This is a genomic window from Adhaeribacter aquaticus DSM 16391 (assembly GCF_000473365.1).
GTDB lineage: Bacteria > Bacteroidota > Bacteroidia > Cytophagales > Hymenobacteraceae > Adhaeribacter > Adhaeribacter aquaticus.
The window spans coordinates 3,330,413-3,344,442 of record NZ_KI421517.1 but is presented as its reverse complement, the minus strand read 5'-3'; the positions used below and the strand labels follow the sequence as shown (position 1 = coordinate 3,344,442).

Genomic DNA, 14,030 nt, shown 5'->3' with positions numbered 1-14,030 from the left:
ACTATGAATTACACCATCAAATCATTTGAAGAATATCAACAAGTTTACCAGGAAAGTGTACAAAACCCGGAGGCCTTTTGGGCCAATATAGCTGAGCAATTCGTCTGGAAAAAAAAATGGGATAAAGTACTGGATTGGAACTTTGAAGAACCAAATGTAAAATGGTTTGTTAACGGTAAACTTAACATTACCGAAAATTGTCTGGATCGGCACCTGCAAAGCCGCGGCAATAAACTAGCCTTAATTTGGGAGCCGAACGATCCAAAGGAACGCTTCATTCGCTACACCTATCGTGAACTCCATGAGAAAGTGTGTCAGATGGCTAATGTACTGAAGAATAACGGCATAAAGAAAGGCGACCGGGTTTGCATTTATCTGCCCATGATCCCGGAGTTGATGATCAGCGTCTTGGCCTGTGCCCGCATTGGCGCCATTCACTCTGTAATATTTGCCGGATTTTCAGCAAATGCTATTGCCGATCGTGTTCAGGATGCCCAGGCTAGTGTTATTATTACTTCTGATGGCCTAAACCGGGGCACTAAACAAATTCCGGTTAAAAGAGTTATCGACGAAGCCCTGGAAGGCAATACCAGCGTACAGCGGGTAATTGTAGCAGAACGGCTGGGCTGGGCTGTAAATATGGAAGATGGCCGTGACGTATGGTTACACGAAGAGTTAAAAAAGGTAGATAAAGATTGTCCGGCTGAAGAAATGGATGCCGAAGACATGCTTTTTGTTTTGTATACCTCCGGCTCTACAGGTAAACCTAAAGGGGTAGTTCATACCTGCGGAGGCTATATGGTCTGGTCAGATTACACGTTCCGGAACGTATTCCAATACCAGGAAAGTGATATTTACTGGTGTACTGCCGATGTGGGCTGGATTACGGGTCATTCTTATTTAGTTTACGGTCCTTTATTATCTGGCGCTACAACTGTCATGTTTGAAGGTATTCCGACTTACCCGGATGCTGGCCGGTTCTGGCAAATCGTAGATAAATTTGGCGTAAATATATTCTATACTGCCCCAACGGCTATTCGTTCGTTAATGGCGGCAGGTCTTGATCACGTACTTTCCTATAGCCTGGACTCTTTGAAAGTGTTAGGATCAGTAGGCGAGCCCATAAACGAAGAAGCCTGGCACTGGTATAATATTCACGTTGGGAAGGAACGCTGCCCGGTAGTAGATACCTGGTGGCAAACTGAAACGGGCGGCATTATGCTATCTGCTTTGGCTGGTATAAGCCCATTAAAACCTAGCCATGCCGGGCATCCATTACCAGGTGTTCAACCCATTTTAATTGACCAGAACGGTCAGGAAATTAAAGAAAACGAGGTAGAAGGTTATTTATGCATGAAGTTCCCGTGGCCAGGTATTATCCGGACCACCTACGGCGATCATGAACGCTGCCACCAGAGCTATTTTGCCAATTATCCGGGCTTATATTTTACCGGCGATGGCGCCAAACGCGATAAAAATGGCATGTACCGCATTATAGGTCGGGTAGATGATGTAATAAATGTATCGGGCCACCGGTTTGGAACTGCTGAAATTGAAAATGCCATTAACCAGCACAAAAAAGTGGTTGAAAGTGCCGTAGTAGGTTTCCCGCACGATATTAAAGGACAAGGCATTTATGCGTATGTAATTTGCGATGAATTGCCTCAGAACCCAGACCACATGCGCGCTGAAATTATTGAAAGTATTGTGGAGCATATAGGCAAGATAGCCAAACCCGATAAAATTCAGTTTGTAAGCGGTTTGCCTAAAACCAGGTCTGGTAAAATTATGCGCCGCATTTTACGTAAGGTGGCTGAAGGTGAAACAACTAGTCTGGGCGATACCTCTACCCTGCTTGATCCGAATATTGTGGATGAAATTATTGAAGGTGCATTATAAGGACTAACTTAAGTAAAAAAGGCTGATCAACATCAGCCTTTTTTTATTCCTATAAGTATGCATGCTGATCATGTTTTTAAACCAAAATTTCAGGGCTTTTGCTTTCCTATACTATTTTATTGCGCAATTTTGCAACATAAATCCTAAACTTACTATATACCCATTTACCAGACTTTTGATATAGCGAGTTTGCAAATACTGTTTTGCTTTTCTATTTCAAACAAAAGAACCTAACACTATGAAAAAATTTACACTTACTTTATTAGTATTCTTTTTGTATCTGACCGTAAATGGTCAGTCGCTCCGTAAATTAGACCAGAAGTTTGGTTTCCGGGATGTAACTTTTGAAACAGACTTATCTTCCTTTAAGAACCTGAAGTTAGTAGAGGAGTTATCCGAAAGCGTAAAAATATACCGGCGTCCTGACGATAAAAAGGTGGTTGGAAGTGCCAATTTATCGGATATACAATACCTGTTTAAGGATGGCAAGCTTTCGTCTGTAATGCTCTTAAGTAAAGGGACCCGGAATAACCAAAATTTATTAAGTTATTTAAGATCTATGTATGGCAAGGGTAACCGACCCGATCCTAAAAAAGCAAATTATTTTTGGTATGGTTTAAAAACTACGGTTTCCTATGCCGTTGATCCGGAAACAGGACAAGCCCGTGCTTTTATAGACAGCAAAGAAGACGAATATTTAGCTAAACAGAAAGCAGCAGAAAACAATTAAACCGGCTTTTTTTATAGGTTTTACATTTTAAATAGTGTAAAATAATGCCCTAAGTAATAACAAGCTATTTTGAGATAATCTGTAATTCTTAAGAAGTACATTTATTCATAATAGGCTTAAACCATCAAACGCCCTGGTTGCACCAGGGCGTTTGATGGTTTATTGGAAAAGTGAAACTATATTTTTCACCGCTCACGTCAACTTATTTCCACAAAACAAAATCCAAGAAACTGGCCGGTTTAAATAATCCGGAATCTAATAAATATCATCCTTACTCCTTTTTCTTTCGCCGGTAGTAAAAATATTCCGCATGTATTTTCCTGCTTTGTCCAATAACTCTGCATTTTCTTCCAGCGGCTTCAAATCAGAATTCGTTATACCTTCCAACTGTTGCGGATACAAAATTATATAACTGTTTTGCGCAAAATATTTAGTTAAGTAATAAGGTAACTTCTCAGTTTCTTCATCATAAGACAAATACCCTTTGCGGGAGCATATAATAATAAACAAATCATCTGACTTTACTTCGCGGGTAAATACCAAAAATTCTTCCCAGTTTTCAAACAATTCGAAAGCTATTCCCAGCGGTGCATTATTTCGCTCATTTACTTGTTTTAAAATATTAGTAGTATCCGAGTTGGCGTAAATAAATAAGGGCAAACCGGTTTCTCTACCAATAGTTTGTATCCGCTTAAACCAATGCTCAAATCCTTCCTCATATTCAGCTTTTGGCGGAACGGCAACTACAATTCGTTTTAAGGTATTTATAGGCTGAGCAGCCTTATAAATAAATATGGTTTCGGGGGTCCGGCTCAATATTTTTTCGGTTACATGCCCAAAAAAACCATCCCCACTGCGCACTGATTTATGCATACCAATAATAACATCAGTAATATTATGCTCTTTAATGGTATATATAATTCCGTTGCTAATATTTAGATCAAACCGGTTAATAGGCACAATAGTGTTGTCGGTAGCAGCTGCTTGCTTGATTACCATGTCCATCATTTTTTTACCTACGGCCTGATTATTTTCCGGGCTATCTTTCTCGTTTCTGACATGTAAGGCATAAATAGGTGCTTTGCTTTTATGCGGTTTTAATAGCATAGCCAAATCAGTTAAGTTATGCACGGTATCAGGATAAGCCAGTGATATAAGGATTTTTTCCTTAGGTTCATCTTCAGTATCTTTCTGTTTCGAGTTCTCCACTAAAGCGATTCTTTGAGAAGCTTTTTCTACAGAAAATGAGCTAATAGTACAGGTTACCAGAATCATTAAAATGGTACCATTCAATACATCCTCATTTAATAACCTGATCGGCTCGCCAGAAGGTGTTTCTCCCAGAATAACATTGTAACCAACTAAAACAACGGCCAGGGTTGCTCCCACCCGCGCATTACTCAAGCCAAAAATCAGTTGTTTTTCGTCTCTGGATAATTTAAATGTTTTTTGGGTAAACAAGGCGGCCAGATATTTACCCAATACTGCCAATACTATCATAACAGCAGCTACCTTTAATGCACCCAGCCCTTTAAATAAAACACTAAAGTCTACTAACATACCTACCCCAATCAAAAAGAAGGGGATGAATAAGGCATTGCCTACAAACTCTATCCGGTTCATTAAAGGCGAGGAATGAGGAATAAACCGATTTATAGCCAAGCCGGAAAGGAAGGCCCCGATTATAGCCTCCAGGCCAGCAACCTCTGCTAAAAAGGAGCCGAGAAATACGATAGCCAATACAAAAATGTACTGCGAAATATTATCATCAAATTTTTTGAAAAACCACCTGGCTATCGGCGGGAAAATAAAAAAAACAACAGCAGCAAAAATTAAGGAAGATACCGCTAACCGGATCCAGAAGGCACTGCTGATATCGCCTTTAAACATCCCGACAATAGCTGCTAAAACCAGTAAAGCCAGGATATCGGTTATTATAGTACCGCCAATGGTTAAGGTAACGGCTCTTATGCGGTTAATACCGTACCTACTGGTAATAGGGTAGGCCAGTAACGTATGAGAGGCAAACATACTAGCAAGCAGAGCCGAAGCTGGCAAACTAAAATCCAGTAAATAATAAGCGGCAGGTATTCCCAGCATCATTGGAACCAGAAAAGTATAAATACCAAAAACCAAGCTTTTAACTCTGTTCTTTTTAAACTCCTCCAGGTCTATTTCCAACCCGGCTGTGAACATGATATATAAAAGACCTACTGTGCCAAATAACACAATACTGCTGTCGCGCAAAAGTAAATTTAGGCCGTAAGGTCCAATTACAATACCTGCTACAATAAGCCCGATAATAGGCGGAACTTTTATTTTGTTAAATAAAATTGGTGCAAAGAGAATAATGAAAAGCACCAGCGAGAAAATAATTACCGGGTTCCGTAAGGGCAATTCAAAATTTAATTCACTTAATAAGATCATTCCTATAAATTATGAATTTATACTAAACTTTTTTTAACTGTAAGGCATAAACAATTTTACAGTCTCCGGTCCTAATTATGTCTCGGTGGCCTTCCAGGGTAACCTGATCTACTAAAGATAACCTTACCTCCATCTTGGTGGCAGGTGCAGCCGATGTTTGTTCTACATTCTGCGTTAGTTCAAGCACATTATTTCTAAAAGTGCCGGTATAAATTCTTACCAGGTTTTCATTTGCCATAGCTCTGGCAATTACATGATCGTTCTCAAAGGAAATCTCCCAGAGTTCTGTTTTGGTATCGCCTATAGCCGAACCCGTACAAGTAGTGGCTGTACAGATCATTTGAACATTCCATTTACCAGCAAAAACAGGATTAAACTGCCCTCCGGCATTAAGTGTGGTACTGTCCTGCTGCTGAGATGCAGTCAGCTGCTCGGCTTTAGCTTGTAACTCTTGCTCTTTTACTTGCAACGCTTTTTCTTTTTCGGTTAACTCCAGTTCTTTTTGCGTTAGATCAGCTTCTTTTTTCTTTAAAGCATTTTCCCGGGTCTGCAGATTACAGCTGGAGAAAACAAAGGCTAGAATTAAGTTAAAACAAAAAATCCATCTCATGGGCAGGTACGTTTATTAGGAGTAAAAGCAGCGTTAAATTTTACTGAATTTCCAGAAAGTAGCAAATAACTAAATAACGGGCTGATATGTATGCCAAATCTTAAATATTAAGATTAAAAAATAAATTTCTGGCTAAGGCCTGCAGAAATACCTGTTCCTAAAAACACCAAACCCAGGCCTTTCCCAAAACTCCTTTTTAAATACGCTTTAGCCGTACCTGGTGTTATGTTTCCTTTTTGAAGAGAAAAGAAACTTATAAAAACACAGTAGAAGTTAACAATCACAATAAGAAAAATCTTTTTATAAAAGTTACCTCCTCTATACTTGCATCCTTTTCCCGGCTACTAAACCGTATATTCCACACATCTTTCCCCTAATTCATTATAAAATAACCTATTTTAAATCTCCGGGTATTATGGTTTAACATCCAACAGTTAAGTATTTAACTTAATTACCTGCTTATGCCTTCATCCAGGAAAAATAAATTATTCGGGAACGATAAGAACACCAGGGTATCTCCCGGCAGGAAAAACCTTAGCCCGCGAGGAACTAAGCCAGTGATCCCTAGGAGAAATTCCAGGATCCGCAAAAAAAGGATTAATGCCAGTTCGGCAATAAAAGGCGCCGAAAATAAACTTAAAAATTTTCGGCAAGCCTCAATCCTTGCCGTAGCCATTACTGGTTTTATGATGCTTTTTTTTACTCCAGGTGAGGCTGGTTTAGTCCAATCCGACTCCTCGATTACTGAAACCAGTGCCGATACGATGCTCCTTCAAGAGACAAATCCAACTGAACCTGGCGCAACCACTCAGGATGACGTAACCTCCCTTAGCAGCCAGGAAGCCACCAACGAAGCGTTGGGTGCTTTGCAGAACCTTTGGAATAGCTTTTTTTATAACCTGCCCAAAATTTTGATTGCCCTGGCAACCTTAATTTTAGCCTGGCTTTTCTCTTGGTTAATTAAAAAAATTTTACAACGAGTATTAGGAAACTGGGCCAGTTCCAGTGCTATAATCTCCCTAATTTCAATTTCTGTTTGGCTACTGGCTATTGGTGTGGCCTTAAGCGTAGTCGCCGGCGACATTCGAGCTTTAGTCGGATCACTTGGATTAATTGGTTTAGCCTTGTCCTGGTCACTGCAAACCCCCATCGAAAGCTTTACTGGTTGGCTTTTAAATTCATTTCAAGGATACTACCGGGTTGGCGACCGCATACGGGTAGGCGAAGTTTTTGGTGATGTTTACCGTATCGATTTTTTAACCACTACCGTTTGGGAAATTGGCTCACCTTTTCAGGCCAGCTTTGTACATGCGGAACAGCCTACCGGCCGCATGGTTACCTTTCCTAATAACGAAGTTTTAACCGGCACCATTACTAACCTAACCGGCGACTTCCCGTTCGTTTGGGACGAATTATCCGTAACAATAGCGAATGAATCGGATTTACCGTTGGCCGTAAAGGTATTGGAAACTGTAGCCAAGGAATTGCTGGGCGATTATATGATAGAACCAGCCCGGCAATACGCACAACTCTTAAAGCGTGCCCGGCTCATAGATTATATATCTGATAAACCTCAGGTCTACGTATCAACGGAAGATTCCTGGACGAGCATAACAATTAGGTATTTGGTTGGAGCCAGGGACCGGCGAAAGTGGAAAAGTGACTTAACGCTGCGGGTAGCTCAGGAATTAGCTAAACCCGAATACAGTGGCAAAATTATTTCGGTTTACCCACGCCAACAGGTGCAAGTAATAGACTCTTCCGGTTTACCGGTTGCTCTATTCCCAAAACCAGCAGACGACCATAATAAATCTGACTTAAAGGCGGATGCATAACAAAAACGAATCAGAAGAATTATTTTAATCATCAAAACCAAATAGATTATGCTCTATGATAATCTTCCGCAGCTTATAAAGATCATAGTGGTAGGTTCTCTTACCTATATAGGTTTGATTATTATATTAAGAATTACAGGCAAAAGAACCTTAACCCAAATGAATGCCTTTGACTTTATTGTTACTGTTGCTCTAGGTTCCACATTAGCTACCGCAACTTTATCTAAAGACACACCATTGGCCGAAGGTTTAACCGGCTTAGGCCTACTGATTCTGCTTCAGTTCCTGGTATCCTGGCTATATGTTCGTGTGCCATTTTTTAGTAGACTCATTAAATCAGAACCCAGGCTTTTGTTTTACCAGGGCGAATTTAAAAGCAAAGCTATGCAACATGAACGCATAACCCGGGAAGAGTTACTCCAGGCTGCCCGCAACCAGGGTATTCTTTCATTAAGTCAAATAGAAGCTATTGTGTTAGAAACTAATGGCAAATTCAGTATCATAAAAACAGGCGAAGAAAAAGATTACTCCACGTTAGAAAACGTAAGAGCAGACTAATAAATAATAACTTACTCTGGTCGTAAATTAAACCAGAAGCCTATTTTATATATAAGGTAGTTAAAGGAAATGGCACTAACAGTAGACGAGGTAATAAAAAAGCATCAGGAATCAGGATACTTTTTCGATTTAGATGGAGTACAAAGCTTTGCCTTGGATTTTGGGTCGGGCGAACCGGTTTTGTGCTTGCATGGTGTTCCCACTTCTTCGTTTCTGTACCGAAAAGTAGTTCGGGAATTAGCTGATCAAGGCATGCGGGGTATTGCTATTGACTTGCCGGGCTTAGGCTTAGCTGATCGGCCAGAGTCTTTTGATTATTCTTTCCCGGGATTTGCTAAATTTTGCAATAAAGCCATAGATGCCTTGAATTTACCTAAATTCCATTTAGTTGTTCATGACATAGGTGGTCCTATAGGGTTTGCCCTGGCAGCGCAACTTAAAGGTCGGATTCTTTCTCTTACTATATTAAATACCTGGATTGAAGTAGATACTTTTACCAAACCCCTGCCTATGCAACCCTTCGAGAAATCAGTTCTAGGAGAAGCGCAATTACACCTCCTTACCCGAACCACCTGGCATCTTGGTTTCTCAACCTTAGCGGTAGCCGACTCCAAAGATATTCCAACACCAGAAATACATGCTTATGTAGATTTATTGAAAAGGCAGGACGGAGGCAAAGCTTTTCTAAAAATAATGCGGAACTTTGAAAAAAGCCGGGCCTATAAAGAAAAATGTTACCGCGCCGTTCAGAATACTCCTTACCCTGTTCAGATAATCTGGGGCAAGGAAGACGCAGGTTTAACCTACGACCGGTATGGTAAAGAAATTAAAATGGCTACGCAACTAAACCATGCCCACCAGTTATCAGCCAAGCACCTGTTGCAGGAAGATAAATGGAAAGAAATAGCTTCTTTAATTGTTCTTTTAGCCGAAAAAAACCAGCTTAAAAATTAATCTTATGTTTTCTTTCTTTTGCTTTTCCTACTTATAAGAATCCTGTTGCTGTTTTAAATAATTTCAGCCTTTCTTCAATTTAAGTTTTTAGTAAAATTAACTCTTTAGTATAAATAAGCACATCCATTAAAGAATCAACAGAAAACCTATAAGTTGGCTAGCAAAAAAAACTTGAACTGTCGATAAAACAGGTCTAGAATTTTATTTTCTGTATTCTTTTTGTAATATTTACAATTAGTTAAAATACATTTTACATTTAGAATTTGTATTTTAACTTAATACTTATCGACAACTTTAAATTTTACATTACTCCACCATGAAATTACAGGTAAAATTTATTACCATTTTAACTGCTTTCTGTTTCCTGCTATTTATCAACGTCTCATATGGCGCTGTTAAACTTCCTCAGTTGGTAAGCGATGGCATGATCTTGCAAAGAAACTCTAAAAACAAAATATGGGGATGGGCTGATCCGGGAGAAAAAGTTACGGTTACGTTTAACAAAAAGACTTACGCTGCTACTACGGGCCAAAATGGGGAATGGAGCATAACACTTGCTCCTATGAAAGCAGGCGGCCCGTACACTATGAATATTAAAAGCAGCAACCAAATATCAATTAAAGATATTTTATTTGGTGATGTTTATTTATGCTCCGGCCAATCCAATATGGTACACCAAATGTCCTTGCATAACATTACCTATGCTCAGGATATTGCTACGGCCAACTACCCACAAATAAGACATTTCTGGATTCCTACCGCCACCAACCTGCAAGGACCGGCTAAAGATTTACCTGCCGCATCTTGGAAATCAGCCAACCCGCAGGATGTAAATAATTTTTCGGCGGTTGCTTATTTCTTTGCCCGCAAACTATACAACCAGTACCGTATTCCTATTGGTTTAATTAATGCCAGTGTGGGGGGTACGCCCATAGAAGCCTGGATAAGTGAAGAAGGTTTAAAAGAATTTCCAACTCCCCTTTCTACCATTAATCGTAACCGGGATACCAGTTATGTAAACTCCTTAAACCGTAAGGCCTTGGCTGTTGCTAATGCCAGCCGGCAAAAACCGGAGCAAGACAAAGGACTAATCGGAAAAATTAAATGGTTTGAAACCTCCTATGAACCTAAAGGATGGCGTAACATTAATATCCCGGGCTATTGGGAAGACCAGGGAATAAAAGATCTAAATGGCGCAGTGTGGTATCGCCGGGAAATAGACGTGCCGGCCTCCATGGCCAACGTGCCAGCAAAAGTTCATTTGGGCAGAATTGTAGATGCCGACATTTTATATATTAATGGACAGCAGGTTGGCAACTCCACTTACCAGTACCCACAAAGAAGATATACGTTACCGGCCGGTACATTAAAACCCGGTAAAAATTTATTTGTGGTAAGGGTATTGAACAACAATGGTAAAGGCGGTTTTATACCAGATAAACCTTATTTTGTAGAAGCAAACGGGCAAACATTAGATTTAAAAGGAACCTGGCAATATAAAGTAGGTGATGTGTATCGCCCGGTGAGTGGCGGATTTGGCGGCGGATTAAGTGCCCAAAACCAACCGGCTGCTTTGTATAACGCCATGGTAGCACCAGCCATTAATTATTCAATAAAAGGAATTCTCTGGTACCAGGGCGAAAGCAATGCCGGAAATCCAGTTGAGTATAAGAAGCTGCTACCTGCCCTGATTTCGGATTGGCGAAACAAGTGGCAACAAAGTAATCTTCCGTTCCTGTATGTGCAGCTGCCTAACTTTATGGAAGTGAATTATCTTCCTGCCGAAAGCAACTGGGCCATGATGCGGGAAGCAGCCTTGCAAACATTATCAGTACCTAATACGGCCATGGCTGTGACCATTGAATTAGGCGAATGGAATGATATTCACCCGGACAATAAAAAAGATGTAGGTGAACGATTAGCCTTAGCTGCCCAAAAATTAATATACGGTGATAAAAAAGTAGTTTCGTCCGGGCCGCTTTATCAAACTTCTAAAGTTGAAGGCGATAAAATTATTCTGAGCTTTTCCAACATAGGCAGTGGCTTAATTTCTCAGGATGGTGAAGAACTCAGCTGGTTTGCCATAGCCGGTGCCGATAAAAAATTTGTCTGGGCCCAAACCCGAATAGAGGGTGATAAAGTAGTAGTTTGGAGCGAAGAAGTTAAAGAACCAAAATTTGTTCGCTACGCCTGGGCCGACAATCCGGATGGCGCCAATTTATATAACAAAGAAGGCTTACCGGCCTCTCCTTTCCGCACCGACCAATAATGCTGACCAAATTTTTTATTGCTTTTACTGGTTCCTGATCCTTAACGAACATAGGTTTAAATAAGCTGGATATGCGGTTTTTATTTGTATTAGCTTTAGTTGTCGGATTAGTAAGTTGCGGGCATAACAAAGTTCTGGGACAGGATTTCATTTCTATCTGGCCCCAGAATAAGATACCCAATTCCAAAAACCTGCCCCTGAAAGACAGCATTGCCAATGATAGGTACCAGCGGGTAATGGTACCGGGTATGCACGCTTTTTTCCCGGGCAAACAGGAAAATAAAGGAGCCGCTGTGGTTATTTGTCCCGGCGGCGGCTACAGCTGGCTGGCCTATATTATTAGTGGTACCCAACTGGCAAAATGGTTTAACACCATGGGCATTAGTGCCTTTGTGCTTAATTACCGGTTACCGCATTCTCCTGATTTAATTCAGCGGGAGACTGCCCCACTAATGGATGCCCAGCGTGCCCTCCGTTACATAAGAGCCAATGCCGGCAAATGGAGCATTAATCCCGATAAAATTGGTATTTTGGGTACTTCTTCAGGCGGGCACCTGGCTGCTACCACCGGTACTATTCAGGAAGATTTTTCTGCTATTAAAGATAGCCTGGATCAGGTGCCTTTTAAACCAAACTTTATGATTCTGGTATCGCCGGTAATTGATATGAGCACCCCCTGGGCGCATGCCGGAAGTGTAAAAAACTTACTGGGAGCAAATCCGAAGCAAAAGTTAAAAGAGAAGTTTTCTGTACAACTGCAGGTAAATTCCCTTACTCCTCGTTGCTTTTTAATAAATGCGGTAAATGACAAAGTGGTTCACCCCATGAACAGCACATTATTTTATGAGGCTTTATTAAAAAACAATGTTCCGGTAAGCTTTCACTCTTTTAGCCAGGGTGGCCATGCCATTGCGCTTAGAAATAACCCCGGCTCAACAGAGCTGTGGACGAAGCTTTGCGAAATGTGGTTGATAGAATCGGGAATTATACCGGAGAGGTTGCCAGGAAAATAATATATTGTTTTTTTTATAATTTTAAGTGTAACCGATTGCATTTTAGGAAACAATTTTGCTTAACTTGTTAAACAGTAAGCTTTATAGTATTAGCCAGCTACCACCACAATAGAAGTTAACTTTTTAAACTAATCCCTACCACCATAATTTTTATTTTACCATGAAAAAAGTCTTAGTTCTTTCTCTCGCCTTAGCCGCTTCCACGGTTATGGCTCAAAATGCCCCTTCCGGCTCCGCCGGCAAATACCCGCCCGTCATAAACTTTACTACCGAGCAGGACCACCAAAATATGATGCAGCAACTGGGCATTAAGGCACTGCGACCTGGCCCAGGTGGCGATGAAAAAGCACCCAACCATGCTAATTACGATGAATCCAAAGCCAATCCCTATCCTAATTATCCGGAGCTTTTAACCATGAAGAATGGTAAGAAAGTAACCTCTGCTGATATGTGGTGGAAACAAAGAAGGCCTGAAATTATAGAAGATTTTGAAAAAGAAGTGCTGGGGCGGGTACCTAAAAATGTACCAAAAGTTACCTGGAAAGTGGCCATTAGCGAAAAGGAAATGGTTGGCCGGATTCCGGTAGTAGCCAAACAATTAATTGGCCACGTTGATAATACAGCATACCCGTTGCTGGACGTAAACATAAACATGACCGTTGTAACACCAGCTAATGCCAAAGCACCGGTACCTGTATTAATGATGTTTGGCCGAAGTGCTTTACCTGCTCCGGTGCAACCGCCAAAAGAAAGTTTAGATAAGATAAATGCTGCTCTTAAAGATTTACTGATCAAAAGTGATCCTTCTTTACAAGCACTATTTGACCAATATCCAGCTTATAATCCAGTAGTAGCTAATCCGGCTCCATCTCCTTTTGGACCTTTTCCGGCTCCGGGAGCCCAACCTTCCGATCCGCCAACCACACAACAGTTATTGGCTGCCGGCTGGGGCTATGTCCTGATTGAACCAGCCAGCATCCAGGCTGATAACGGGGCCGGCTTAACGAAAGGCATTATTGGATTGGTAAATAAAGGGCAGCCACGCAAACCTGAAGATTGGGGCGCTTTACGAGCCTGGGCGTGGGGTGCTTCACGTGGCTTAGATTATCTGGAAACCGATCCGGCAGTAGATGCTAAAAAGGTAGGCATTGAAGGCGTATCGCGCTATGGCAAAGCTGCACTGGTTACGCAGGCTTTTGATCAGCGCTTTGCCCTGGGCTTAATTGGCTCTTCCGGCGAAGGCGGCGCCAAACCTCATCGTCGTAATTTTGGTGAAGCCGTAGAAAGTTTAACGGGGTCCGGTGAATACCACTGGATGGCAGGTAACTTTCTAAAATACGGAACTTCGGAAGGTAAACTTGGGGCAAAAACGGCTAACGATATTCCGGTAGATGCGCATCAGCTAATTGCTTTATGTGCGCCCCGCCCAACCTTTATCAGCTATGGCATTCCGGAGCAAGGCGATGCTAAATGGTTGGACCAGCAAGGAAGTTATATGGCAACAGTAGCGGCTGGTACGGTTTTTAAATTATTAGGGGCCCGTGATTTAGGTGTTGGAAATGATTACAAAACAGCTAAAATGCCAGGCGTAAATGTAAGTCAACTGGACGGTGAATTGGCTTGGCGCCAGCACGATGGCGGCCACACCGATGCACCCAATATTAAATACTTTATTCCGTGGGCTAACAAAATGATCAAACATACTAATTCCGTTTCGGCCAGCCGGTAATTTTCA

Annotated in this window: 10 protein-coding genes; 8 read left to right on the top strand and 2 right to left on the bottom strand. The window is 41.3% G+C overall.

The features are described from left to right. Window positions 1–3: 3 nt before the first annotated feature. Window positions 4–1,899: an acetate--CoA ligase gene (gene acs / locus ADHAQ_RS0117015; RefSeq protein ID WP_026463958.1), complete on the top strand. Its 1,896-nt coding sequence runs from the start codon at window positions 4–6 to the stop codon at window positions 1,897–1,899. A 238-nt stretch (window positions 1,900–2,137) separates the two neighbouring features. Then, complete coding sequence (locus ADHAQ_RS0117010; protein ID WP_026463957.1) at window positions 2,138–2,629, top strand: hypothetical protein; 492 nt, start codon at window positions 2,138–2,140, stop codon at window positions 2,627–2,629. Window positions 2,630–2,884: 255 nt separating this feature from the next. Here the strand turns inward: ADHAQ_RS0117010 and ADHAQ_RS0117005 are convergent, their stop codons facing one another. Together ADHAQ_RS0117005 and ADHAQ_RS0117000 are read right to left on the bottom strand one after the other, a co-directional pair. Beyond that, window positions 2,885–5,056: a cation:proton antiporter gene (locus ADHAQ_RS0117005; RefSeq protein WP_026463956.1), complete on the bottom strand. Its 2,172-nt coding sequence runs from the start codon at window positions 5,054–5,056 to the stop codon at window positions 2,885–2,887. Window positions 5,057–5,078: 22 nt separating this feature from the next. After that, window positions 5,079–5,666: a hypothetical protein gene (locus ADHAQ_RS0117000; RefSeq protein WP_026463955.1), complete on the bottom strand. Its 588-nt coding sequence runs from the start codon at window positions 5,664–5,666 to the stop codon at window positions 5,079–5,081. Between the two features lie 557 nt (window positions 5,667–6,223). Here ADHAQ_RS0117000 and ADHAQ_RS26095 point away from each other — a divergent pair. The 6 genes from ADHAQ_RS26095 (at window position 6,224) to ADHAQ_RS0116965 (ending at window position 14,024) form a co-directional block, all read left to right on the top strand. Next, a complete protein-coding gene (locus ADHAQ_RS26095) occupies window positions 6,224–7,501 on the top strand; it encodes a mechanosensitive ion channel family protein (protein ID WP_245590631.1) in 1,278 nt (425 codons plus the stop codon). Window positions 7,502–7,549: 48 nt separating this feature from the next. Continuing rightward, window positions 7,550–8,059, top strand: a complete 510-nt coding sequence (locus tag ADHAQ_RS0116985) for a DUF421 domain-containing protein (protein ID WP_026463954.1) — start codon at window positions 7,550–7,552, stop codon at window positions 8,057–8,059. 69 nt (window positions 8,060–8,128) lie between these two features. Further along, window positions 8,129–9,013 carry an alpha/beta fold hydrolase gene (locus ADHAQ_RS0116980; protein ID WP_026463953.1) on the top strand — a complete coding sequence of 295 codons (885 nt, stop codon included), beginning with the start codon at window positions 8,129–8,131 and terminating at the stop codon, window positions 9,011–9,013. Window positions 9,014–9,329: 316 nt separating this feature from the next. Beyond that, window positions 9,330–11,282 (top strand): sialate O-acetylesterase, encoded by a 1,953-nt coding sequence (locus ADHAQ_RS0116975; protein ID WP_026463952.1) that lies wholly within the window; start codon window positions 9,330–9,332, stop codon window positions 11,280–11,282. Between the two features lie 71 nt (window positions 11,283–11,353). Next, complete coding sequence (locus ADHAQ_RS0116970; RefSeq protein ID WP_026463951.1) at window positions 11,354–12,295, top strand: alpha/beta hydrolase; 942 nt, start codon at window positions 11,354–11,356, stop codon at window positions 12,293–12,295. A gap of 160 nt (window positions 12,296–12,455) precedes the next feature. After that, window positions 12,456–14,024: a glucuronyl esterase domain-containing protein gene (locus ADHAQ_RS0116965; protein WP_026463950.1), complete on the top strand. Its 1,569-nt coding sequence runs from the start codon at window positions 12,456–12,458 to the stop codon at window positions 14,022–14,024. The last annotated feature ends 6 nt before the right edge of the window (window positions 14,025–14,030 follow it).

Excerpts from the sequence above, each read along its gene's own strand:
- ADHAQ_RS0116975 (WP_026463952.1), top strand. The coding sequence starts at position 9,330 with ATGAAATTACAGGTAAAATTTATTACCATTTTAACTGCTTTCTGTTTC.
- ADHAQ_RS0116985 (WP_026463954.1), top strand. The coding sequence starts at position 7,550 with ATGCTCTATGATAATCTTCCGCAGCTTATAAAGATCATAGTGGTAGGT.
- ADHAQ_RS0117010 (WP_026463957.1), top strand. The coding sequence starts at position 2,138 with ATGAAAAAATTTACACTTACTTTATTAGTATTCTTTTTGTATCTGACC.
- ADHAQ_RS0116970 (WP_026463951.1), top strand. The coding sequence starts at position 11,354 with ATGCGGTTTTTATTTGTATTAGCTTTAGTTGTCGGATTAGTAAGTTGC.
- acs (WP_026463958.1), top strand. The coding sequence starts at position 4 with ATGAATTACACCATCAAATCATTTGAAGAATATCAACAAGTTTACCAG.
- ADHAQ_RS0116980 (WP_026463953.1), top strand. The coding sequence starts at position 8,129 with ATGGCACTAACAGTAGACGAGGTAATAAAAAAGCATCAGGAATCAGGA.
- ADHAQ_RS0116965 (WP_026463950.1), top strand. The coding sequence starts at position 12,456 with ATGAAAAAAGTCTTAGTTCTTTCTCTCGCCTTAGCCGCTTCCACGGTT.
- ADHAQ_RS0117000 (WP_026463955.1), bottom strand. The coding sequence starts at position 5,666 with ATGAGATGGATTTTTTGTTTTAACTTAATTCTAGCCTTTGTTTTCTCC.
- ADHAQ_RS0117005 (WP_026463956.1), bottom strand. The coding sequence starts at position 5,056 with ATGATCTTATTAAGTGAATTAAATTTTGAATTGCCCTTACGGAACCCG.